Origin of the sequence: Prevotella sp. TCVGH (genome assembly GCF_023522295.1) — a bacterium.
Classification (GTDB): Bacteria; Bacteroidota; Bacteroidia; order Bacteroidales; family Bacteroidaceae; genus Prevotella; species Prevotella timonensis.
In genome coordinates this window covers 42,844-65,083 of sequence record NZ_QFFX01000011.1, presented here as the reverse complement: position 1 = coordinate 65,083, position 22,240 = coordinate 42,844, and the positions used below count along the sequence as shown (strand labels likewise).

Here is a 22,240-nt window from a genome sequence, read left to right as displayed (position 1 = left end):
TTTCGCGGCTTATTTGAAGAATTTTCTCCTTGTCGAGTAACTTTAATACTTGACTATAGACCGGCTGTCCGGTAAAAAAATATGATTTCGGGCTAAGTGCCTAAAGTACAAGGTTCTGCGATTAAATGCAGGTCGTATAGGTAACGATTTAGAAATGAGCGATATGCTTGAAAGTTCATTGCTTTGTATAACCAAAGAACGCTCACTATTTCACTCGCAAAGGTAACACTTTGTGTGGAAAAGTGAGCGTTATTTCGTGTTTTTCTTCTTGTCTGTGAAAGAAAAAAGAGATTACAGTCGTTGCGAGCGGTTACGGTGAATGAGTTGTTGCCATTTCTGTTCGCACCAATCGGAAACTGATAGTCCATTGATAGTAAGAATTGGCTGACGCTTCTCGTTAGTCGTGATACGGAGTTCTGCATTCTCCTCCGTGAAGTTGCATTTGTACATTCCTGAATATGCCGTAGCCGTACTACGTACTGCCACCTGCCTTTGGTGCATCTTCACTACTGTATCATCATCAAATCCCATCTTGCGGAGCATCAAACGAATATTAAGCAAGAGATAGAAGCTATGAAAGAATCGCTTGATAAAACCTCGCTCTTCCTCATACACCTTGATTTCCTTTTGCTGTTCAGCTATGGTCTTGTCTTTGGCTTTGACGGTATCTTGCAGGAGTATAACCTCCTTACGGATTTCGGCATTCTCCTTTTCAGAAAGAAACCTCTGTTGCTCCATCTCCCATTCCAACTCTCCGACGCGTTTTTCTGCCTTGTCAAGTTCCGTATTCCCAAAAAGCGAGTAGAGTGTCCCCTTTACACGAAGTTTCCCTGCCTGCTTCTCCAACTCCTTGATTTTCTTGATTAACTCTTCCTCCTCAAGTTGTTTCTGTTTCGTCTCTTTGAGCAGTTCCTTGTAATACTCCATATTGGTGCGGTGCTTGGCTTCCGAACCGTACACCCCTCTTTCCAGCCCGAAAGCTTTCATCTGTTCTGCGTATGTGGTTTGGTACTCCTCTAATTTCTTAGGAGTAAGCACATCATCTGCACAAAGTCGTACCTTGCCTTTCTTTGTCTTGTACTTTCGCTTGCCATTCTCAGCTTCTGTCTTGGCTTTCCGTCTTTCCCCTTGTACGATGGGGACTACCGTTGCGTGAATATGCGGAGTTTCCTCGTCTGCATGTAGTGTGGCTGCCACTACATTTTCCTTTCCAAAGGTGGTGTAAAGCCACTGCATCGTGCTGTCGCACCATTCTCCTAAGCGATTATCGCTTTCAAGTTTGAGCATATCCTCGTGCGACCCTGAGAGGATAAAGCGAAGTGCCTTGACTTGGTTGTCTGCCACCTTACGGTAGATGTTTGCTGTGGAGATGCGGTGTTCTATGGCTTCCGTGCGGTTGGTGACATTTGCAGGAAATTGCACCAACTCACGGTTGAGGTGTGTGCGAGTTGCATCGACATTACTTGGCACGAATGTACGCTCGATGTGTGCGGTCATTGCCGAGTCGTTGCCACGAGCTTTGTCTATATGTAATACTGCGTAGCCCATAAGTTGAATATTGTTTTAAGGGTATCCAAAGGGGCGGAGTCCCTTGGCTCAGAAGGGCTTTTTTAGCAGTAACGCAAGTGGAGCGTGAAGAAAATGCCCTAATGAGCTATGGCATTTCTTCTAAATGCCGCTCCGCCCAATCCGAAACTCCCCTTTGAGGTGTTTGCATTCTCTGAATGCACAGAAGCTTTGTTGCTAAGTTTCTTTTTAGGAAACTTGCAGTTGGGAAAACTGCCATTGCTCTTGAAACAAAGCTATCTGTCTGCCTCTTGTTCTCTTTTAGTCCCTAAGGATACCCAGTTGATACTTGGTTTTAATTGCACTCTTTTGCCTTATCTGCGAAATCCACGCTTGACGACCGATTGCGGTTCCTTCTGTTTTTGCTCCATCACTTTCTGGCGAGAAACGTGATACTCGTTCAGGTCTTTATATCTGCCATAATGTCGGCGCATATCCTCTACTTTGATACCAGCCGATTGTAAAGACTGGAGGGCTTGTCGTCCTGCTTGGTCGTTGTCAAGGAAAGCTCGAACGGAATCAATGCCGTTCTCGTGAAGATAGGCAATAGCTCGTGAAAGATTGCTGACCGAGTTCAGCACGATGGAGGGTGAGATGGTTTCTTTTCCTTTCATCGTGAGAAAGGACAGGAAATCAACAAAGCCCTCAAAAATGTTGTGTGTGGTGTCTTTTGCACCCTCCTCACTACCGATAACGGAAATATCTTTCGGAGCGATTGTCCCTTTGAAATGACCGTTGTCCCTGAGTTCATATCCTCCTGTTCGATTGGGAAATCCTATGGCAGTGTAAGTTCTTCCGTCCACCTCATAGCACACGGAACGCAGATAGTGTTTGGCAAGCGAAAGGTCAATCTTCCGCTCCTCCTGCAAATAGCGTTGCAGGTGTGGGGGTAGTTCCTCACTGATGCCGAGAATGCGCCTTGTGCTTGGGAATTGTTTTGATATTTCTCCCTTTGAAGGAATTGCACGATGAAAGGAAAGAGCGTTCCCTGCCAAATGGCTCATTGCTTCGTGAGCATTGCACCTTTGCAACAACATCACAAGGTCTATGATGCTGCCACCTTTGCCCAAGCCGAAGTCATACCAGAGATTGTGTGCGAAGTCCACTTTTAGGCTGGCATTGTGGTCTTCTCGATAGGGTGCATTGTAAAGGGCATAGCTGCTGTATCTCTTGATAGGCTGCATGCCACGAGCATTCAGGTAATCCGCTATGGAGATACTCTTGATGTGTTGCAGGTCATAATATTCGTAGTTCATTGCTATAGTTATTTCTTGATTATTTGAAAATGGAATAAATAACTCGGGGAGCTAATTCTCAGTTGATGGTTCTTTTGTCTTCACCCGATAGTCGTTTTACCTTCGGCTGACGAAGGATTGTTTTTCTGCTGATGATTTTCCCTTTTCGGAGTTTTTCCGTTTTTATCTTACTACCTTTCGACAATCGGATAAGTAATTGACAATGAAAGAGAAAAGTGTAACACTTCGTTCGAATTTGTCCTTCTACGTTTCCCGTCTACACCTTACTATGTTCATTCTTCCGTAGAAGCGTAGAAAGATGGTTGTAAGCTGGGTCGCAAGATGGACCCCTCCTGCAATCCTTTCTCTTTCACTGTATTATCTCCTTTGTAGTAATGTAGTAAGTAGAATAGGAAAGAAAAAAAGAAAGGTGTATAGTGAAGGGAGATAGTAAGAGAGTGCTATGGCGGCTGCTCGGGATGAATCTTGCGAACTGCATAGACATATACGGGATTGCTGTTTACCCTGCGACACTCCCTTGTATAACCAGCCTTTCGCAAGGCTTTGCCCATCCGCTTGGGAGAGAGCTGCTGTCGGGTATAGCAGGAGAGATACCCCACTATCTCCGAATTGGTCATATAGAATCGCTTGGTGGCTTTCTCTGCATCCGAGGGAAAGGTGAAATAACGGTGCAACAGTTCCATTTCTGCCGTATAGACTTGGAAGGCTTCGCTGTTATGATGTAGTTCAATAATCTCTTCATCATTGAACCAATAGCGAAAGCCACTTTTTAGTAGAGCTTTGGCTTCACTATATACAGCATCCATTGGGATTGTTTTGGCTCGGTCTATATCTATCGCCAATACCTCAAAAGGTAGGAAACGTCGGCTTCCTGTCGGGTCGGTGAGAAAGTCGTTTCCATTGACCGATGCCACGAAACTTGCCAAGTGCGGTCGTTCCACGATATGCTTCTCGTAAGGCATACGGTACTTCACCTGCGGGCAGGTTATCAGGTTCTTCAGCTCGTTCTCGTCTCGCTTATTGAGGGCTTTGAGTTGGTCGTCGATGTTGATGATGAGATTTTGACCGATAAGACTCAATACATCTTTCTCCTGTGGGTATATCTTTCCTGTATAGCGGTAGTCGGATAGGGCTGGCGGACAGAGGAGGTCAAGGAATGTGGTCTTGAATTTTCCCTGTTCACCTGTCAGCACAAGGCAGGTGTGATTGCGACACTGCTTGTCGTCCATAGCATTGGCGACTACCGCCACCAACCATTTGGTAAGGTATTCCCTCCATTTCTCGGGATTGGCTACGATTACACAATTAGCAAGGGCAGTTATTGCTTCTTGCTCCACTGCATCCATCGCCGGCAAACTATAGAAATAGGCTTGTACGGGATTGATGCGTGGTGAGAAATCACTTTCGATGATACTGTACAGATTCTCGGGAGAGGTCTGTATATCGGCTTCCTTGTTCAAGGCTCGTTTAAGGGTATTGATGCGGTAGCGGTCTATGGTTGTGTAATCGCTTGCTCCTTGCGGACGGAACTCCGCTCTGTGCAATACGGTATTGTACCGAAACTCATATCGCTCCGAAAGGAAATCCTCTATTTGTATGTTCTTTGAGGTGTTGTCATTGTTTTCTCTTTTCATTGTGCGAATTGCTTTCTATTACTTTACTTTGATATTTAGCATGTTTTTGATTGCTAAAGCCAAGTTAGACAGCCTTTTGTAGTGAGCCAACATCTGCGGTGTTTCTGCATCGGAGTACATTGCTTTTCTCTGCTACGGCACAACGAAAAAAGCCCCTTTTCGCTCCAAAATGGAGGGAAAGGGGCAAAATGGGGGTGCGGACTGCACAGTATAAAAATGTGTAGCTTGCCTTCAATCGCAAGGGTTTGCTTCTTGCGAGAAATACAAACGGGATTTGGGATAGAGCAAGAGAACTTGATAAGTGAAAAACGAAGGAAAATGAGGGTGCGGACTTCCTTTGTTTTCCCGATACTTCCCTGCTTATCCTGAGCCTTAAAAAAGTCGAAAACTCCTGCTTACATTTGCGTCAGAAAGTAATAATAACGCAAATAAAACAACAACGAAAAATGAGATTTACAGCCATTGACACCTCCGCTTGGGAGGAACTGAAAGAGAGTATCGTGGAACTCACAGACTGCTTCAACGAGCACTTTGCTCCACCTGCCGAATTACCCGACCTATTGCACAATGGGGATGTGTGCCGAATACTGAACATCAGTAAGCGGACACTGCAACATTATCGGGATACTTCCGTGTTGCCCTTTATTCAGATTGGGCATAAGTGCTACTATAAGCGTGAGGACGTGGAAGTTCTCCTCTCGAAGTCTAACCCTCGTAAAAGCTAAACGACTATGGAGTTTGAAACGATCAACAAAGAAACACCCGAAATGAAGCAACTCATTTCGGGCATTAGAAACCTTACAAAGCGTGTGCGAACCACAGCACAGACACATCGTCCTCTATTTGATGGCGAACTCTACCTCACAGGTCGAGAGGTCTGCGAAAGGCTTTTCCTTTCTCCACGCACCTTGCAGGACTATCGGGACAAAGGCATTTTCCCCTACACCCAAATTGCTGGCAAGATCCTCTATAGACTCTCCGATCTCAATAGGATACTACAAGAGAATTATGTCAAGCGAAGTTCGCTATAACATATGCTATCATAACCTTTGCTTTATCAAGCAAAGCCTTGACTTCTCTACACAACTCAAAACTCTTGGACATCTGTTCCGAGAGTTTTTGTTGTATATCAGGAGCAAGTATTGTGAAACTACTTTATACAACAATGATAGGTGTTTTTCTCATTTTGATATGATTAGTACCACCATACCCCCACCTCAAAGTAATAATATCGTATTCATTGTGTTAAAGCTGCCGTTTTCTTCGTTTTATTCAATATAAGTTCATATATTTGCATGATTAAATAGACAAACGCACAATCTTATGGCACAGAACATCGAGCATAGCAATCTTATCAAAGACAAGCTAAAAGAAAGAGGTCGCACTCAAACGTGGTTAGCTAAACAACTTGGTATGAGTTTCAGTATGACTAATGCCTATGTTTGCAACCGCAAACAACCTAATCTCGCCACCATCTTCAAAGTGGCAGACTTGCTCGGAGTTTCACCAAAAGATTTAATAGTATAAATTATGACAGATACAATTATTCAAATAATCCCAGAAGGGAAAGTAAGAGATTATATTGATGGTACTATAAGAAAAGAGACTCCCGAAGAATATGTGCGTCAAACTGTAGAGAAGCGTTTGGTTATTGAGCATAAATATTCAAAGGAGCAAATTGCCGTAGAGTTTCCTATTAAAATGGGAAATGGGAAGAAACGCGCAGATATTGTGGTATTTCCAGAAAATGCAACTAAGGAGGAACGAAAAGATCAACAACATATAGGACTCATTATTGAGTGTAAAAAAGAATCTGTCAAACCTACTGATAAGGGAGAAGGGGTAGCTCAATTAAAAACCTATATGGCTTCTTGTGCCAATTGCCTATGGGGAATGTGGACAAATGGCAAACATAAAACCGTATATAAGAAGATTATCGCTCCTGATGGTATAATCCATTATGAGGAATGTAATGACATACCTTCGGCAGATGGTAGTAATAATGAAAATGAGAGACCACAACGCAAGAAACTCTCTAAAGCTACGGATGACAACTTACTTTTCACGTTCCGTACTTGTCACGATATTATTTCTGTTAACGATGGGCATTCTAAGCAAGCTGCATTCTTTGAGTTCCTCAAGATCATCTTCTGTAAGATTACTGATGAGCGAAATGTAACCAAACCTATCGAATTTTATACGACATCAAGCGAACGGAACTATCCAGATGGACAAGCCTCTGTGTATAAACGCATAGCATAAATATTTGAGGAAGTAAAGAAGCGTAATGGTAAGATATTTGAGGCAAATGATCTTATAAAACTTGAGCCACGTACTGTTACTCAAATAGTGGGTGAACTCCAAAAATATTCACTACTTGATACTCGTATCGATTTTAAAGGTAAGGCTTACGAAGAAATTGTAGGTTCAAATCTACGTGGTGATCGTGGTGAATTCTTTACTCCACGTAATGTAATGCAAATGGCAGTATCTATGATCAATCCCAAAGAGGGAGAGAAAGTCTTGGATAGTAGCTGTGGCACAGGTGGCTTTGTAGTTACGGCTATGAATGCAGTAATCGCAACCATTAAGGCTAAGATGCAAAAGGAATATGGAGAAAATATGGAAGATTGGACTCCTGCCATCCGCAATGCTTTTAATGAGGAAATATCTCGTATAGCAGCTGAAAACTTCTTTGGCTTTGATATCAATCCCGACCTTGTTAAAGCTACAAAGATGAATATGGTAATGAACAATGATGGTAGTGGGAACATCATACAGCTCAACACTTTACTACCTCCGCAATTATGGGAGCAAGGGAAAAAGTCAATGCTGGAACAAAAAATGGATTTACCTCAAGGATCCATTCTCAATCATAAGACAATAGGGCTGTTTGATGTGATTGTAACCAACCCTCCTTTTGGCTCAAAAATTCCTATTAATGATCAGTCTATACTTGAGCAATTTGAACTTGCACATACTTGGACAAAGGTGTTGGGAAAATGGGAAATGAATGAAACCAACTTACGAGGAAGTGTACCTCCTGAGCAAATATTCATTGAACGTATCATTCAGTTACTCAAGTCTGGAGGACGTGCAGCCATTGTATTGCCTGATAGCATTTTTAGTTCTCCTGGTTTAGAGTTTATTCGTGTATGGCTTATGCGCAAAACACATATCATAGCCAGCATAGACCTTCATGCTGACACCTTCCAACCTCACAATGGAACTCAATGTTCTATTCTTTTTGTAGTTAAAAAGAGTGATGTAGAAATAGCCGAAGAAGAAAAGTTAGGTACCATTCCTGACTACAATATATTTATGGCTATGATAGACCACATCGGACACGATAAACGTGGCAATACTATATATAAGCGAGATGAAGAAGGTAATCTTATATTGCATCACGAGGAAAACCAAGTGCGAGAGGTAGATGGCGAGGGTAATGTGAGCTATCGCCAAGAGACTTTTGAAGAGAAGATAGTCAACGACCAGACCATACTGGTGGCTGATGTGTTTAATAAGTGGAAACGTGAAAATGGTATAACATGGTAAGCACATCAAGACCTATTATTGAACATCAAAAAACAGAGCATCAGGTAGACACCCTTTTGTTGCCTTCTCCGTTAAGATATTGTACAGTTTCCTTGTCGCAGATTCAAAAAAATGGAGTAAGGCTCGATGCATCTGCTTATGATCTTGAAGCCATAAAGGCTCTCAACATAGTACACCAAAGCCCTTACGGCTGGGTTTATCTATGGGGGAAAAGTGGATTGGTTAAAGATGCATATTATCCAGGTCGCTATAAGCGCATTTATACCTCAGATGTGAATGATGAACCATTCTACTTGCCCTCACAGTTGGAAGAAATATATCCACATCCAACTAAATTTTTATCAAAGAAAACAGCACTTCTGCTTGAAAAAGACAGAATAGAATCTGACAATTTACTTTTAAGTCGATCAGGCACTATTGGTAAGTGTACCGTATCAAGTAAAACAACCATCGGGAAGCTATTTTCCGATGATGTGATACGAGTTTCGTTTAAGAAAAAAGTAGATCTCGGCTACACTTATGCTTTTTTCAAGACGGAGGTCGGCTTAAAGATTTTGCAGAGCAATAATTATGGTGCGGTAATTGACCATATTGAGCCTGAACACCTCTGTAATATTCCTATTCCGAATGCTCCAGAAGATATAAAAAGAGAGATTCATGAAGCCATTGTGGAATCTTACGATTTGCGTGACCAGTCGAACGCACTTATTGATGAAGCACAGCAGTTGCTTTACGATGCACTACAAATACCTCAAAGACCCAATCTCACCCCCAAGTACTACGCTCCAGAAGCAGGCTTCCGCAATTACACAGTGCCTCTCTCTAAACTCAATAATCGCCTTGATGCCTCTTATCACTTGCCCGAAGTAGACGAGATAATTAACCTTATCTCGAAGTATGCCAAGGAAGTAACTACGCTTGGAGATCCGCGTATATCCAAAGATATTATTCTTCCAGGTCGTTTCAAACGCATCTATGTAGAGAAAGAGCAAGGAGTACCTTTCTTTGGTGGCAAACAGCTGTTGCAACTTAATCCTTCTGGAGTAAAATATCTTTCCTTTGGTAAGCATGCCAATAGAATCGAGAAAGAGCTTTCATTAGAAGAGAGTATGTGTGCTGTAACTTGTAGTGGTACAATAGGAAAAATAATGATCGTACCTAAACATTGGCAGGGATGGACATTAAATCAGCATGTAATGAGAATTATCCCTCAAAGCAAAGACATAGCAGGCTATATCTATGCTTGGTTGTCTACAGACTATGCTTTACCTTTAATTGTGCGGCACACTTATGGAGCTGTTGTTGACGAAATAGATGATAAGCAACTTGGTGAAGTCCCTATTCCATTGCTTCAAGACGAAGCAATACAACAACGCATCAATAACCTTGTACTTCAAGCCAATGAACTCCGCTACCAAGCCTATCTCAAAGAGCAGGAGGCAATTAAAAAAATGGAAAGTATATTATAAATATCATATATTATGGCTCATAATCCAAAACTCAATGTTTATATAATTGGTCTTAAGCCTAAAAAGCAAGACGAAAATAAAACCTTTAGAGATTTCTTAAAGGAAAAATATTCCACTCAGTCTGATTTATCAGATAATAGTCTCATAGAATATCTTTTTAGTTCATTTGTTAACGGTGTGGGGCAGGACAAATTTCATAAGGACGATAAAAGTAAAAAAGTAATCGGTATTGATGATAGTAATATGCTGCCGATGAAACTTTATTCAGACAAATGGATGATAGATGGAGTTATAGAAGGTGGCAAGTATGGTATCTTAAGAGAGTATCAAGATACAGAAAAAATAGAAGAGAAGGCTGAAATAAAACCAAATTACGCAGTTTTGGATAAATACTACATTCTTCTGAACCCCGTCTTAAATGACAAGTATGCAGTATTACTATGTCAATCTTATACAGAAGAAAGTATTCAGGGACCTGTAAACGAGTTTATTAAAGAATTGTTTGGTGGGAGTGACAACTTCTTCAATGTAGATGTAGAGCCATTTGTGCCAAAGCGACTCAAAGAAAAATATGAGAAATCCGCAGCCATAAGAATGTTTAGTTTTACAGCACCATTACCGCTATCAGAAAGTCTTCGCACCAATGCAACTGAAGCTGCACAGGAATTTGAGGTAGAGGTACGTGTTAGACCAGTTAGTCAAAAACTTCCTATTAACTCTGATGGCACAAGAGAAATTATGCAGGCTGTATCTGAAATGAAACTTGAAGATCAGGCTCTCGGTGAAGGTAAGGGGCGCATATATACTGCAGATGAACAGGGTAGGAATGCCAATTATGATATTGCGAAGGATATTCAAAGTATAAGACCAACTATTTATCTTTCAGATGAAGGTATTACTTCTGACGAACAAACAGGTCTTCCTGATTTTGTGGCGATACAGAAGTATTGCCACAATCTTTTAACTGAAATTAAAACAGAGAGGAATATAAATCAGGAGATTCATGAATTTTAAAGAAGCATTCAAAACGTTAGTTCGTGATGCGCATTATTACCAATATGCAGGTGTTAGTAGTTCCGAATTAAGCATAAAAAAGAATAAACCTCGATATTATCTCACCAAAATCCAATGGTATATATTAATGATTTCTGTCGTGACAGCAATTACAACAGTAGGTGGATTTAGTAGGGAGTTTGCTGGATATGTTGTATCTGCTCTATCACTTTTTGTAGGTTTATTCTTCTCATTTATTCTAATGTTAATTGACAAATTCCAGAAGACTGATTTTAGTCCATATAAAATGGAGGTCAATGCTCAATTAATGCCGATAGGAGTGAGATTGAAGAACTATTATAAAAAGGCAACCACTCTTTCATTTTATATTATAGTGTTAGCTTTACTATGTATTTTGCTTCTTTCTGCATCATTGCTTAGTATCCCGTTCCATGAAGTATATCTATACATCAAAGAGAGAATTTCGATAAAATATGTAGATACATGGAAAACAATATGGGAAACTTCTTCTTTTATTATAAAATCAACATATCGAGGAGTTTCTATATATTTCCTCTTGGACTTCCTTTGGATAACTTTATATTTGCTTTCGTCCTTCTTTGATTATGTGAGTAGTGAATACGACAAAGTGAGACTAAAATAGTATAATGTGCAGAAATTAAAATATAACTTTGATTTTTTATGGACTGCACATATTAGACAACTTGTGATGTACACCGTTATTTATGGAGAGAGAGAAAAGTATCTTTCCACTCCCTCCATAACGATATGAGACTCTATTTTGCTATTTTATTTCTTATCTGACACCAAGAATTCGCTAATATTTTACACTTTTTCTCTATCAACTTATTCATATCCTTTGAAATCTTGCTGTCCGTAATCTGAGCATAGATCTGAGTGCTGGCAATGGAGGCATGTCCCATCATCTTGGCAATACTCTCAATCGGCACTCCTGCCTCCAATGTCAGCGTGCCGAATGAATGGCGACCGATATGAAAGGAAAGCGGTTGCCGAATTCCACAAGCCAAACCTATCGCTTTGAGGTGCGTCCCTATCTGTATTCGGCTGAGCGATGTTTCAAAAATGGGGCTGTCTTCTTTCTTATCTTTTGCAGGGAATATTGAGAGTATCTGCTCAGCTATCGGGTGCAGTGGTGTAATGCTCTCTACATCAGTTTTCTTTCTGTACTGACGAATATAACGTACCCCAGCACTATTCGTCTCAATATCGTAGTACCGCAACTTGCTCACATCTGCAAAAGCCAAGCCTGTGAATACAGAGAAAAGAAATATCCTCCGCACAAACTCCGCTTCCTTATTTTGAAGGGGCATAGCCAAAATGCGAGCAATATCCGTCTTGCCCAAACAGCGGATCTTTCGCTCTACTCGCTCATACTTCGCATCCTCAAAAGGATTGTATCGAATGGTTTGCTGACTTACCGCCCTATACATCAGCCGACTTAGCCAAAAGAGAGTTTGTTTCGTTGTCGATAAGGCATAGCCTTTTCGCTTGAGATGGATACGATAATCATCGAAAAACTCCATGGTAAGGGTCGTAAGAAGAATGTCTTCTTCTCCCTTACTCTCTACGAACAATTCCAGTTGCCTATGATAGCAACGGCAACTTTGGTAGGTGTTTAATGCTCTTGTAGATTGAACTATCGACAATTCCTCTCGGCTAAGAGCAAGTAGCATGGTCGGATTTGCTCCAACTCCTTGTAGATGGTTCTTAAGCAACTCGGCACTCACTGCACCAAATTGCAAGAGCAATGCATTATATCCCTGCTCTATCTTCTCTCTAAACGATTGCAAGCGTTGATTCTGTTTCTTGTCATTCGTCTCTTGTCGCTTCACGCTCCAATCTTTGGGAGAGATACTTTCTCCTGTGGACATTACTACTTTTGATCCGTCTATCGTAATACGGCAAAGGATAGCCGTAGTGCCATCTGTTCTCAGTTTGCTACGATTGATGTAGAATAGGATATTGAATGTGCTACGCATAATCTTAAAGGCTAAGGGTTAAATCTGAGGTGAAAGAGAGAAAGCGACCAAACTCCTCGAATACTTTCGTTGGTGTTACATGAGCATATCGTTCAGTAGTCTCAATCTTGCTATGCCCAAGCATTTTACTCACGGTTTCTATCGGCACTCCATTCTCTAAGGTTATCAAGGTGGCAAAGGTGTGCCTTCCGACATGTGCGGTCAAGGGAATAGATATTCCAGCCTTCAGCTGTAAGGCTTTGAGCAAAAATCGGTAGGTCTCATAAGTAATTGTCGGTAACAATCTATCTCGTTCTTCCGAATGATAGGTATCGAGCAAAGCAATAGCTTGGGGAAGAAGTTTTACCCGACAGAGGGTATCAGTCTTCTGCCGTCTAAACTTCAGCCACATTGCTCCTGCATCATCCTGTACAAGATGCTCTTTGCTCAGGTTCATCATATCACAGAAGGCTGTACCTGTGTAGCATGTAAAGAGGAAGAGATTGCGAGCAAGAGACAATTCTACCTCGTAATCTTCTAATTGAACATTCAAAATCTTCTCTAAAGAAGACCAATCCAATGCTCTCGGTAGTTTGCTCTCTCCTCGGTCTATTTTGACAAGATCAAAGAGAGGGCGGTCAATCAGTCCTTCACGAAAAGCCAAACGGCATACCTTCTTTACAGCCAAAGTCATCTTGCGATAGTAACTCTGAGAATGACCATGTCTACCGACACTATATTGATGCAAGCCGTCCAAGAAGTCCTCGGTTAATTGCCCAAAAGTAATGTCGTTTGTGTGGTATCGCTCTTGGATAAAGACTTGCAGATGCTTCTTGATCATATAGTAGACCGAGTGCCAGCGTTTCGAAATCTCCACCCCGACAAGTTTCTTCTCTTCTTCCACCATTTGGTCGTATCGCTGTAAGAACGTAGTGCGGTTCTGCATTGAGCCTTGAAACTGCTCCTTGATCTCTTTGGCAGAAAACTCAATTCCTCTATCACATAGAGTTTGATACGCTCTCTGTACGGAAAGGAGCAACTGCTCCAACTTTGCATTGGTAGTTACTGCTTCACGACTTTTGCCGTTTAGGCGGCTCTCTCGAGTATTCCACAACTTAGGATTACAAGAGAGTTTACTGCTAAACTGAGCCATCGTGCGATTGTAGGTTATTCGCCCCATAATTGGAGCTTGTCCCGACTTATCCAAACCGCTCTTTTTGAGGTAGAGCAACACCTTCATTTTGTCTTTCTGCATACGCTTCTGTTTTTGTGGGCAAAGTTACCCGTTTTTGAAGCGTTTTCAGGTATGCAAAACATTGTGATTCAGCGCATAAACACCGTAATGACAGATGCCGTTACCATTGTGCTTATTGCTTTCTGTTACCTGTCATCGTTTGCTTGTATTTGGATAACGATTTGGTAACGCATCTTCTGCACAAATCCACGTTTTCTGCACTTTCCATGCCAAAGCAGTTCACGGCAAAAAAACGTGTTTCTCTCATATTCTCAACCACTTACCATCAATCTACATAAATCCACCTTTTTCTTGCAGTTGTCCGGTAAAATGACTATCTTTGCTCATGGTTATGTTTTATTTTAGTAAAAACAAAGATAACCAAAAGGGCTGACACCTCGTGAGAAGTGTCAGCCCTAAATTATTTTGTTTAATAAAGTTTTACCGGACAGCAATAATTTTGAAGATTTATAAGAGTCGTTTTTTGGTAAAATAACAGGACAAAAATAAGAAATTCTTTTATCAAAAATGTTCAAATTTGAAGTGTCATTATTGTTACAAAGAATGATGCTAATGAAGCCAATGAGCTAAACCGTGCGATTCGCTCCATTCAGTAGGTTTGTTGTCGAAACGAAAGCACAAAGATGGTTTTTCACCAGCACCGCATCTTTCTTAAGGCTGGTTCTATAAATTAGCTTTGTTAGATTTTGAGCTTATTTTTGAGGTCAAAATGCAAGAGCGTGAAGGAGTGTAGCGAGCTACACGGCTGAACAATCTTACATTTTGAACCAAAAAGAAGCCAAAAGATAATAAAACGTATTTCATAAAATTTTAATGACTATATGCGGCGGTAATTTATAGAACCAGCCTTAAATGAAAAGGCTGTGGATAAGAACCTCTTCGGTTTGTGTTATTTGGCAAAAATGAGTAGCTTTGCATCATGAGGAAAATTATTCATGTAGACATGGACGCCTTCTATGCAGCCGTTGAACAGCGCGATCATCCTGAACTGCAAGGTAAGCCTATTGCGATTGGGCACGATGGGCCTCGTGGCGTTGTCAGCACTGCCAGCTATGAAGCGCGCCAATATGGCGTCCATTCGGCGATGTCAATTGCCAAAGCAAAACGCTTATGTCCTACATTGTTAATAGTTCCTCATCACGGTGATCGTTATCATGAAGTTTCAACAGAGGTGCGACAAATCTTTCACGAATATACCGATGCGGTAGAACCTATATCCATTGATGAGGCTTTTCTTGATGTGACAGAGAATAAATTTCAAATAGAAGATGCCAAAGATATTGCCATACAGATAAAAACAAAGATACTCGAACGCACGCATTTAACAGCCTCTGCTGGCGTTTCATTTAATAAGTTTTTGGCAAAGATTGCCTCGGAATATCAAAAGCCAGATGGGCTTTTTGAGATTTCGGCAGATGAAGCATACGACTTTATAGGGCAGTTACGCATTGAAGATTTTTGGGGTGTAGGACCTAAAACGGCAGCGCAAATGCACAAGATGGGCATTTTTGTTGGTTCACAACTTAGACAAGTATCAGAAAAACATCTGGTAGAGGTGTTTGGTAAGTTAGGTCATGTTTATTATCAGCATGCCAGAGGTTGCGACGATAGGCCAGTTGTCTCGGAATGGTTGCGTAAGTCGGTTGGTTGCGAACGCACCTTTTTGAAAGATATTTCAAACCAATCTGCTGTTTTAATTGAACTTTATCACACCGTGTTAGAGCTTGTGGAAAGGATAGAGGAAGCCAAGTTTGAAGGAAAGACCTTGACCTTGAAAATCAAGTTTTACGACTTTGAACAGATTACTCGAAGTGTTACAGCTTCGGAAGCACTGACAACAAAGAGTCAGATACTGCCGTTGGCTAAGCAACTGTTGAAAAGCGTTGACTATTCCATACGACCTATTCGATTGTTAGGATTGGCAGTTTCCAATCCTTGGACAGAGGAAAATATCCCAACCGAACGAAAGTGGAAGGAGGAATGGATAGAGGGGTTTGAAAATCTGTGAGCGTTACCTTAGGTAGTGCATGGGAGAGCTGTATTCTAAAAAACGATTTTGTATCGTAGATAAGCCAGAAAATCATTTGGACATATCAGAATTCTTTCGTAATTTTGCATACATAAGCAACCAGTTAATAAATCCAGTTTACTTTTCCGTAGCTGGTTTTGTTTAATTTTGATTCAAAAAATATGGATAATAGCCAGTGATGTTGCGATATCCGTTATAATCTTTGTAAACGACCACTATTTAACTCAAAAGAATTATGAAACAAACAAAAATAGTCTGCTCTATCAGTGATTTGCGCTGCGATGAAGACTTCTTGCGCAAACTGTTTTTTGCAGGGATGAACGTTGTGCGAATGAATACCGCACACGCTACACCTGAAGGTATGACTCGCATTATTAAAAATGTACGAGCAGTATCCTCTCACATCGGTATTTTAATAGACACCAAGGGACCAGAGGTGAGAACTACCAATGTAGAACAACCCCTGACATACAAAACGGGCGAAATAGTGAAAATCTTTGGACGCCCAGACATTGACACAACTCATGACGCCATCAATTTGAGTTATGCGGATATTACGAAAGATGTCAAGGTGGGCGATGACATCTTGTTTGATGACGGTGCGCTCTGCATGAAGGTAATCGAGAATGCTGGTCCTATGTTGATAGTCCAAGTGCAGAATGATGGAGTGTTAGGAGCTCACAAAAGTGTGAATATTCCTGGCGAACACATTGATTTACCCGCACTTACAGAAAAGGATAAGCATAATATTTTGTTTGCTATTGAGCAAGATATTGATTTCATAGCTCATTCTTTTGTGCGCAATGCAGAGGATGTCAAAGCGGTACAAGCTATTTTAGACGAGCACCACAGTGACATCAAGATTATCTCAAAAATCGAGAATCAAGAAGGAGTAGATAATATCGATGAGATTATAGAAGCTTCCTATGGTGTGATGATTGCTCGAGGAGACTTGGGAATTGAAGTTCCTATTGAGGAAATTCCTGGTATTCAGCGACAAATCATACGTAAGTGTGTGATGAAAAAAAAGCCCGTAATCGTAGCTACTCAGATGCTGCATACAATGATTCATAATCCACGACCCACACGAGCAGAAGTCACTGATATAGCAAATGCTATCTTTTCGCGAACCGATGCTCTTATGCTGAGTGGTGAGACGGCGTCAGGGAAATATCCTTTGGAAGCGGTGCAAACCATGGCTCGTATTGCAGAACAAGCAGAAGCAGATAGAACATGGGACAATGATGTAAATCCTATTCAGAAAGACAATATCTCCCAACGTGAATTTTTGGCACATTCAGCCATTGAATCAACACGACAATTAGGTGTGAAAGGCATCATCACCGACAGTGAAACTGGTTTAACAGCTCGAAATTTGGCTGCCTTCCGCGGTCCTACACCTATCTTGGCTATCTGTTATAGAGAGAGGACACAGCGCTTGCTCAACCTCAGTTATGGTATTCTGCCCATTTATCAAAAGGAACACACCAACTCAGAATATATCTTCACAGCAGCTATCCGCATGCTTCGACAAAAAGGTTACATCCAGTCTGAAGATAAGATAGCTTATTTGAGTGGTAGCTTTGGAAAGAATGGAGGTACTACTTTGCTCGAAATAAATAGGGTGAGTCAGGTGTTCGATAAGTCATACGAGTTCCATTTGCCACGTTATGGCGATGTCAATTCAAAGAAACAGCAAGATTAGGAGAAAAGGTTTGTTGATGTGACAAGACTGAATATCAGAATTATTGGTTCAGCACGAATTGTTCGTGAACTCATATCTATCATTCTGTACATTGGTCATATCCCCATTCAAGCTATATGCAGCCGACCGCAAGGCCTTTCTTAGGCAATAGTGGTTGGCTGTTTCGTTTCTTATAGAGGAATTCTAAAGCAATGTGGGACAGCTGCTTCCGCGCCCTTGATTCAAGTAGATAGTCAGTTGAATGCTATAGACTATCCTTCACAAGGCATGTGGAAAGAGAAAACGCAGGATGTTTTCAGTTAAAGCGTGTCAATTAGAGCCTTCATCCATGCTTCCTTTTTGTCTACTTTAGGATTAGTGGTACTCACACCTATATTATATGAGTTTTTTTTCTTAAATTTGCAGTCTGATTTTATGGGTATGATAGATACAAGTGCTTTTCAAGGTAAAACGGCGTCCTACTATACATTGGGTTGCAAGCTCAACTTTTCAGAAACCTCTACTTTTGCAGAACTCTTGCAAGGGATGGGGGTACGTACGGTGCAGCGAGGTGAACCAGCTGATATTTGTCTTATCAATACTTGCTCTGTCACTGAGGTGGCAGACCATAAGTGTAGACAAGCTATTCGGCGCATGGTGCGTGAGAATCCCAGTGCATTTGTGATAGTGACAGGCTGTTATGCACAATTAGAATCACAAACGGTGAGCCAGATTGAAGGGGTTGACTTGGTGTTAGGTTCCAACGAAAAAGCGAATTTGGTGCAATACCTCAATGATGCTTGGCTTCAAAAGAGTGAGTTGGCTGCAACGAGTCCGAATCATCGTCCATCTCTTCATACGTATCAATCTGTTAAGACAAAGGATATCAAGACTTTTCAACCTTCATGTTCGAGAGGAAGTAGAACTCGCTATTTTCTGAAAGTACAAGATGGATGCAACTATTTCTGTACCTATTGCACCATTCCTTTTGCGCGTGGTTTCTCGCGTAATCCATCTATTGACTTTTTAGTGAAGCAGGCTGAACAGGCTGCAGCAGAAGGAGGGAAGGAAATAGTGTTGACTGGTGTAAATATAGGTGAATTTGGCGAGAGCACCAACGAGACATTTTTGGACTTGGTCAAAGCATTGGATCAAGTGCAAGGCATCAAGCGTTTTCGCATTTCCAGCCTTGAACCAGACCTCATTGACGATGAGTTGATAGATTATTGTGCACATTCCAGAGCGTTTATGCCGCATTTTCACATCCCCTTGCAAAGTGGTTCTGATGAGGTTCTTCAACTCATGCATCGCCATTATGATACTGCATTGTTTGCTCATAAAATACAGTATATCAAGGAAAAAATACCCGATGCCTTCATTGGAGTAGATGTTATGGTGGGTTCGCGTGGAGAAAAACCCGAATATTTTGAGGCTTGTTATCAGTTTTTGAAACAGTTGGATGTAACCCAGTTGCACGTCTTTCCTTATTCAGAACGCCCAGGAACAAGAGCGCTATCGATACCTTATGTCGTTACGGACAAAGAAAAGAAAGTACGCTCTAAGCGTCTACTTCAACTTTCTGATGAAAAAACAAAAGCTTTTTATCAAAAGTACATCGGTCAAGAGGCAGAAGTTTTGTTTGAAAAAGCTGTACGAGGAAGAACCATGCATGGTTTTACGAAGAACTATATTCGTGTAGAACTCCCTGCGTCTTTAGCTAAAGATAAATACGATAACCAATTGATTACCGTTAAGTTGGGTGATTTCAATCATCAACAATCAGCATTAAAAGTAGTTTTATGAAAGTAGCTGTCGTTATCTTAAATTGGAATGGTGAGAAAATGTTGGTCAAATATCTTCCCACTCTCTTGCAACATCTACAGGAGTCAGTTGAGGTTTTTGTGGCAGATAATGCGTCTACCGATAATTCTGTTGCATTGTTAAAGGAAAAGTTTCCTTCGGTGAAACGCATACTCTTGGATAAAAACTGGGGATTTGCCGAGGGATATAATCAAGCTCTACGACAAATCAATGCCACCTATTATATATTATTAAATTCAGACATCGAAGTTTCTTCAGGTTGGCTCTCTCCATTGATAACATGGATGGACGCACATCCTGAGACGGCTGCGTGCCAACCCAAGTTGTTGTCGATAAGGCAACGCGACTATTTTGAGTATGCAGGAGCTTGTGGAGGATTTATTGATAGGTATGGATATCCGTTTTGCAGGGGTAGGGTGTTTGATGTGGTTGAGAAAGACGAGGGACAATATGATGAAGTTTGCCCTATTTTGTGGGCTACTGGCGCTTGTTTGATGATAAGAGCCACTGATTATTGGAAGGTAGGCGGCTTAGATGGTCGCTTCTTTGCGCACAACGAAGAGATTGATCTCTGCTGGAGATTGCGCGCCATGGGACGAGAAATATATTGTGTTCCTGAGAGTAAGGTGTATCATGTAGGCGGAGGAACCTTGCCAAAGAACAATCCAATGAAAACTTATTTGAACTTTAGGAATAATCTCACCATGCTTTATAAAAACTTGGAGGCAGACGAATTGCTGCATGTGATGCGTGTCAGGTGGTGGCTTGACTATGTTGCTGCTTTCAAAATGCTGATTCTTGATGGGCATTGGGGTGATTTCAAAGCCGTATTCAAAGCACGTAAAGCCTTTCGTAAGTGGAAAAAAGATTTTGATAGCGACCGACAATACCTACAGCAACATAGAAGTGTTTCCAATCGTCAACTCTTGTCGCCATATTCTGTCTTGTGGCAATATTACGGAAAGGGTCGCCACCATTTTTCTGAACTCATTAAATAAGGTCTATTTGGTTAAGCGAAATCGTGCCTTGAAGATTTCAATTGGAAACATCATTAAAGTGGGTTGACAACAAAAAATAGGAGGATTTAGGAGCTATCTTAAAATAAATTTGCTTAAAATTTATACTTTTTATCTTAAAATTTGCAACTTTTATTATTTTTGTGTACTTTTGCTAAGTATAATCAAGAATAGGTTGGAGATTTGATAAAAGTACATCACATATTCATATTATTTGTTCTTTTGCTGAGTGCCTGTCAATTAAAACTCAAGCCAAACAATGAAGACGATCGCAAGTTGCTGGTAGAAGTACAGCGCTATGATCGACTTGAAAGCCGTTATCTCACCACAGGAGATTATTCTGCATTGCAACAAATGAATACTACCTATCCTATGGAAACTCGTACACTCATAGAAGATGTACTGAATATTGGAGAAGTAAATGAGACGGGAATCAATGCCAAGTTTTTAAACTTCTATCAAGATTCGCTATTGCAGGTGATCATTGCCGATGCCGAATCGGAGTTTGTAAGCATGGACGATATCAATAAAGATTTAAGTAAAGCCTTTAGAAAACTCCAGAGGCTATTGCCCGATCTCAAAGTTCCTGTTATTTATTCACAAATTGGGGCGTTAGATCAAAGTATAGTGATTGGAAATGATGCGATAGGAATTTCTTTGGATAAGTATTTAGGGGCTGATTATCCTATTTATCGACAATTCTATACGGAGCGACAACGTGAATCTATGAAGCGTGAATTTATCGTTCCAGATTGTTTGGTGTTCTATCTGTTAAGTAAATATCCGTTAAATAAAGAGTATCAGCATTCAGAATTTGTGAAAGAACTGCACATGGCAAAAATGATGTGGACAACCAATAAAGTGCTTGGAAGACGAATTTATCAAACTTCTCAAGTGAATATGATTGATCAATTTATGCGACAGCACAGAACTTTTACGTTGGAAGAATTGCTCAAACAGCAAGATTATTCAAGCTTCGAGATTCACAGATAGAACCTACGCTAATGCAAATAACTGAACATAGAAATTTGTTTGCGAATTGCTACAATAGTACTTTGTAAGAAACTGAAAAGTTGTCTGTATTCAAGAATCGTGATTTTGTATCTGTTAATCGTCTCTACACTTTCGTGCGATGATGCTTATTGTGCTAAAAAATATGAATAAAGATTTGGCTCATTGTAATAAAATCAGTAACTTTGCAGCCGTTTCACACTTAGAACCATTAATATAGTTGAATGAAAAATGACAAATTAAGTAAACAGTACCGCGTGAATGAACAGATTCGCGTAAGGGAAGTGCGTGTTGTTGGTGATGACGGATCGCAGGTAATGCCAACCCGTCAAGCCTTGGATTTAGCTCGTCAGCAGGATGTTGATCTTGTAGAAATCTCTCCAAATGCGCAGCCACCAGTTTGTCGTCTCATCGACTATAGTAAGTTCCTTTACCAACAGAAGAAGCGTGCTAAAGAAATGAAGCAGAAGCAGGTAAAGGTAGATATCAAGGAAATACGTTTTGGACCTCAAACAGATGAGCACGACTACCAGTTCAAACTCAAGCATGCACGCGAGTTCTTGAATGAAGGTAACAGAGTGAGGGCATACGTTTTCTTCCGTGGAAGGTCTATCTTGTTTAAGGAACAAGGCGAAGTGTTGTTGTTGCGGTTTGCTAACGACTTGGAAGACTTTGGTAAAGTAGAACAGATGCCAAAGTTAGAAGGTAAACGGATGTTTATTTATCTCTCACCAAAGCAAGTAGGTGTGGAGAAGAAGAGTCAACAAAAGCGTGATCGTGAGCAAGCTTTGAAAGAAGCAAAAGAGGCGAAGAAGAAAGTTCCAACAGACGGATCATCAAAGGAGGAAAAGTCTAATGGCGGACTTTTTGATAACGCTAAAAATGGTTCTGAGGCACTCAAGAAACTTAAGGAAGAAGAATAAAACTGGATTGTGCGTAACGTCTTGGTAT

The 22,240-nt window shown here is 40.9% G+C and carries 19 protein-coding genes; 14 read left to right on the top strand and 5 right to left on the bottom strand.

Annotated features, from left to right (window positions below):
• Positions 1–291: 291 nt before the first annotated feature.
• The 3 genes from mobV to DEM91_RS03545 form a co-directional block, all read right to left on the bottom strand.
• Entirely contained in the window at positions 292–1,548 is a 1,257-nt protein-coding gene (mobV, locus tag DEM91_RS03555) for a MobV family relaxase (RefSeq protein WP_249858019.1), read from the bottom strand.
• A gap of 332 nt (positions 1,549–1,880) precedes the next feature.
• Positions 1,881–2,822: a toprim domain-containing protein gene (locus DEM91_RS03550; RefSeq protein ID WP_249858018.1), complete on the bottom strand. Its 942-nt coding sequence runs from the start codon at positions 2,820–2,822 to the stop codon at positions 1,881–1,883.
• Between the two features lie 440 nt (positions 2,823–3,262).
• Positions 3,263–4,456 carry a virulence-associated E family protein gene (locus DEM91_RS03545; RefSeq protein WP_249858017.1) on the bottom strand — a complete coding sequence of 398 codons (1,194 nt, stop codon included), beginning with the start codon at positions 4,454–4,456 and terminating at the stop codon, positions 3,263–3,265.
• Positions 4,457–4,902: 446 nt separating this feature from the next.
• On the opposite strand from DEM91_RS03545, the gene DEM91_RS03540 reads away from it, so the two are divergent.
• The 8 genes from DEM91_RS03540 (at position 4,903) to DEM91_RS03505 (ending at position 11,137) form a co-directional block, all read left to right on the top strand.
• The gene (locus tag DEM91_RS03540; protein ID WP_036929152.1) at positions 4,903–5,181 is read left to right on the top strand and encodes a helix-turn-helix domain-containing protein; all 279 of its coding nucleotides are present in this window, start codon (positions 4,903–4,905) and stop codon (positions 5,179–5,181) included.
• A gap of 6 nt (positions 5,182–5,187) precedes the next feature.
• Entirely contained in the window at positions 5,188–5,487 is a 300-nt protein-coding gene (locus tag DEM91_RS03535; protein ID WP_036929147.1) for a helix-turn-helix domain-containing protein, read from the top strand.
• A gap of 292 nt (positions 5,488–5,779) precedes the next feature.
• Entirely contained in the window at positions 5,780–5,983 is a 204-nt protein-coding gene (locus DEM91_RS03530; protein ID WP_036929145.1) for a helix-turn-helix domain-containing protein, read from the top strand.
• A gap of 3 nt (positions 5,984–5,986) precedes the next feature.
• Positions 5,987–6,718 carry a type I restriction enzyme HsdR N-terminal domain-containing protein gene (locus DEM91_RS03525; RefSeq protein WP_249858016.1) on the top strand — a complete coding sequence of 244 codons (732 nt, stop codon included), beginning with the start codon at positions 5,987–5,989 and terminating at the stop codon, positions 6,716–6,718.
• Between the two features lie 87 nt (positions 6,719–6,805).
• Positions 6,806–8,011, top strand: a complete 1,206-nt coding sequence (locus DEM91_RS03520) for a class I SAM-dependent DNA methyltransferase (protein WP_249858015.1) — start codon at positions 6,806–6,808, stop codon at positions 8,009–8,011.
• The gene (locus DEM91_RS03515; RefSeq protein WP_249858014.1) at positions 8,005–9,480 is read left to right on the top strand and encodes a restriction endonuclease subunit S; all 1,476 of its coding nucleotides are present in this window, start codon (positions 8,005–8,007) and stop codon (positions 9,478–9,480) included. The genes DEM91_RS03520 and DEM91_RS03515 overlap by 7 nt, the downstream gene beginning before the upstream one ends.
• 12 nt (positions 9,481–9,492) lie before the next feature.
• Positions 9,493–10,494 carry a hypothetical protein gene (locus DEM91_RS03510; RefSeq protein ID WP_249858013.1) on the top strand — a complete coding sequence of 334 codons (1,002 nt, stop codon included), beginning with the start codon at positions 9,493–9,495 and terminating at the stop codon, positions 10,492–10,494.
• Entirely contained in the window at positions 10,484–11,137 is a 654-nt protein-coding gene (locus DEM91_RS03505; protein WP_249858012.1) for a hypothetical protein, read from the top strand. Before DEM91_RS03510 ends, DEM91_RS03505 begins: the two co-directional genes overlap by 11 nt.
• Before the next feature lie 133 nt (positions 11,138–11,270).
• Here the strand turns inward: DEM91_RS03505 and DEM91_RS03500 are convergent, their stop codons facing one another.
• Together DEM91_RS03500 and DEM91_RS03495 are read right to left on the bottom strand one after the other, a co-directional pair.
• The gene (locus DEM91_RS03500) at positions 11,271–12,494 is read right to left on the bottom strand and encodes a site-specific integrase (protein ID WP_249858011.1); all 1,224 of its coding nucleotides are present in this window, start codon (positions 12,492–12,494) and stop codon (positions 11,271–11,273) included.
• A 4-nt stretch (positions 12,495–12,498) separates the two neighbouring features.
• Entirely contained in the window at positions 12,499–13,728 is a 1,230-nt protein-coding gene (locus DEM91_RS03495) for a site-specific integrase (protein WP_036929135.1), read from the bottom strand.
• 919 nt (positions 13,729–14,647) lie between these two features.
• Between DEM91_RS03495 and dinB the strand changes: the two genes are divergently transcribed.
• The 6 genes from dinB (at position 14,648) to infC (ending at position 22,212) form a co-directional block, all read left to right on the top strand.
• A complete protein-coding gene (gene dinB / locus DEM91_RS03490) occupies positions 14,648–15,736 on the top strand; it encodes a DNA polymerase IV (RefSeq protein ID WP_249858010.1) in 1,089 nt (362 codons plus the stop codon).
• Positions 15,737–15,992: 256 nt separating this feature from the next.
• Positions 15,993–17,462 carry a pyruvate kinase gene (gene pyk, locus DEM91_RS03485; protein ID WP_249858009.1) on the top strand — a complete coding sequence of 490 codons (1,470 nt, stop codon included), beginning with the start codon at positions 15,993–15,995 and terminating at the stop codon, positions 17,460–17,462.
• A 420-nt stretch (positions 17,463–17,882) separates the two neighbouring features.
• Entirely contained in the window at positions 17,883–19,244 is a 1,362-nt protein-coding gene (mtaB, locus tag DEM91_RS03480) for a tRNA (N(6)-L-threonylcarbamoyladenosine(37)-C(2))-methylthiotransferase MtaB (protein WP_249858008.1), read from the top strand.
• Positions 19,241–20,260: a glycosyltransferase family 2 protein gene (locus DEM91_RS03475; RefSeq protein WP_249858007.1), complete on the top strand. Its 1,020-nt coding sequence runs from the start codon at positions 19,241–19,243 to the stop codon at positions 20,258–20,260. Before mtaB ends, DEM91_RS03475 begins: the two co-directional genes overlap by 4 nt.
• Positions 20,261–20,461: 201 nt before the next feature.
• Positions 20,462–21,271, top strand: a complete 810-nt coding sequence (locus DEM91_RS03470) for a gliding motility protein GldB (protein ID WP_249858006.1) — start codon at positions 20,462–20,464, stop codon at positions 21,269–21,271.
• A 242-nt stretch (positions 21,272–21,513) separates the two neighbouring features.
• Positions 21,514–22,212 carry a translation initiation factor IF-3 gene (gene infC / locus DEM91_RS03465; protein ID WP_025071569.1) on the top strand — a complete coding sequence of 233 codons (699 nt, stop codon included), beginning with the start codon at positions 21,514–21,516 and terminating at the stop codon, positions 22,210–22,212.
• The last annotated feature ends 28 nt before the right edge of the window (positions 22,213–22,240 follow it).

Bases quoted from the DNA above. Each gene is read 5' to 3' on its own strand.
- DEM91_RS03540 (WP_036929152.1), top strand. From the start codon at position 4,903: ATGAGATTTACAGCCATTGACACCTCCGCTTGGGAGGAACTGAAAGAG.
- DEM91_RS03515 (WP_249858014.1), top strand. From the start codon at position 8,005: ATGGTAAGCACATCAAGACCTATTATTGAACATCAAAAAACAGAGCAT.
- DEM91_RS03525 (WP_249858016.1), top strand. From the start codon at position 5,987: ATGACAGATACAATTATTCAAATAATCCCAGAAGGGAAAGTAAGAGAT.
- dinB (WP_249858010.1), top strand. From the start codon at position 14,648: ATGAGGAAAATTATTCATGTAGACATGGACGCCTTCTATGCAGCCGTT.
- DEM91_RS03535 (WP_036929147.1), top strand. From the start codon at position 5,188: ATGGAGTTTGAAACGATCAACAAAGAAACACCCGAAATGAAGCAACTC.
- pyk (WP_249858009.1), top strand. From the start codon at position 15,993: ATGAAACAAACAAAAATAGTCTGCTCTATCAGTGATTTGCGCTGCGAT.
- DEM91_RS03500 (WP_249858011.1), bottom strand. From the start codon at position 12,494: ATGCGTAGCACATTCAATATCCTATTCTACATCAATCGTAGCAAACTG.
- mtaB (WP_249858008.1), top strand. From the start codon at position 17,883: ATGATAGATACAAGTGCTTTTCAAGGTAAAACGGCGTCCTACTATACA.
- DEM91_RS03475 (WP_249858007.1), top strand. From the start codon at position 19,241: ATGAAAGTAGCTGTCGTTATCTTAAATTGGAATGGTGAGAAAATGTTG.
- DEM91_RS03550 (WP_249858018.1), bottom strand. From the start codon at position 2,822: ATGAACTACGAATATTATGACCTGCAACACATCAAGAGTATCTCCATA.
- DEM91_RS03510 (WP_249858013.1), top strand. From the start codon at position 9,493: ATGGCTCATAATCCAAAACTCAATGTTTATATAATTGGTCTTAAGCCT.
- DEM91_RS03495 (WP_036929135.1), bottom strand. From the start codon at position 13,728: ATGCAGAAAGACAAAATGAAGGTGTTGCTCTACCTCAAAAAGAGCGGT.
- DEM91_RS03545 (WP_249858017.1), bottom strand. From the start codon at position 4,456: ATGAAAAGAGAAAACAATGACAACACCTCAAAGAACATACAAATAGAG.
- DEM91_RS03505 (WP_249858012.1), top strand. From the start codon at position 10,484: ATGAATTTTAAAGAAGCATTCAAAACGTTAGTTCGTGATGCGCATTAT.
- DEM91_RS03530 (WP_036929145.1), top strand. From the start codon at position 5,780: ATGGCACAGAACATCGAGCATAGCAATCTTATCAAAGACAAGCTAAAA.
- mobV (WP_249858019.1), bottom strand. From the start codon at position 1,548: ATGGGCTACGCAGTATTACATATAGACAAAGCTCGTGGCAACGACTCG.
- infC (WP_025071569.1), top strand. From the start codon at position 21,514: ATGAAAAATGACAAATTAAGTAAACAGTACCGCGTGAATGAACAGATT.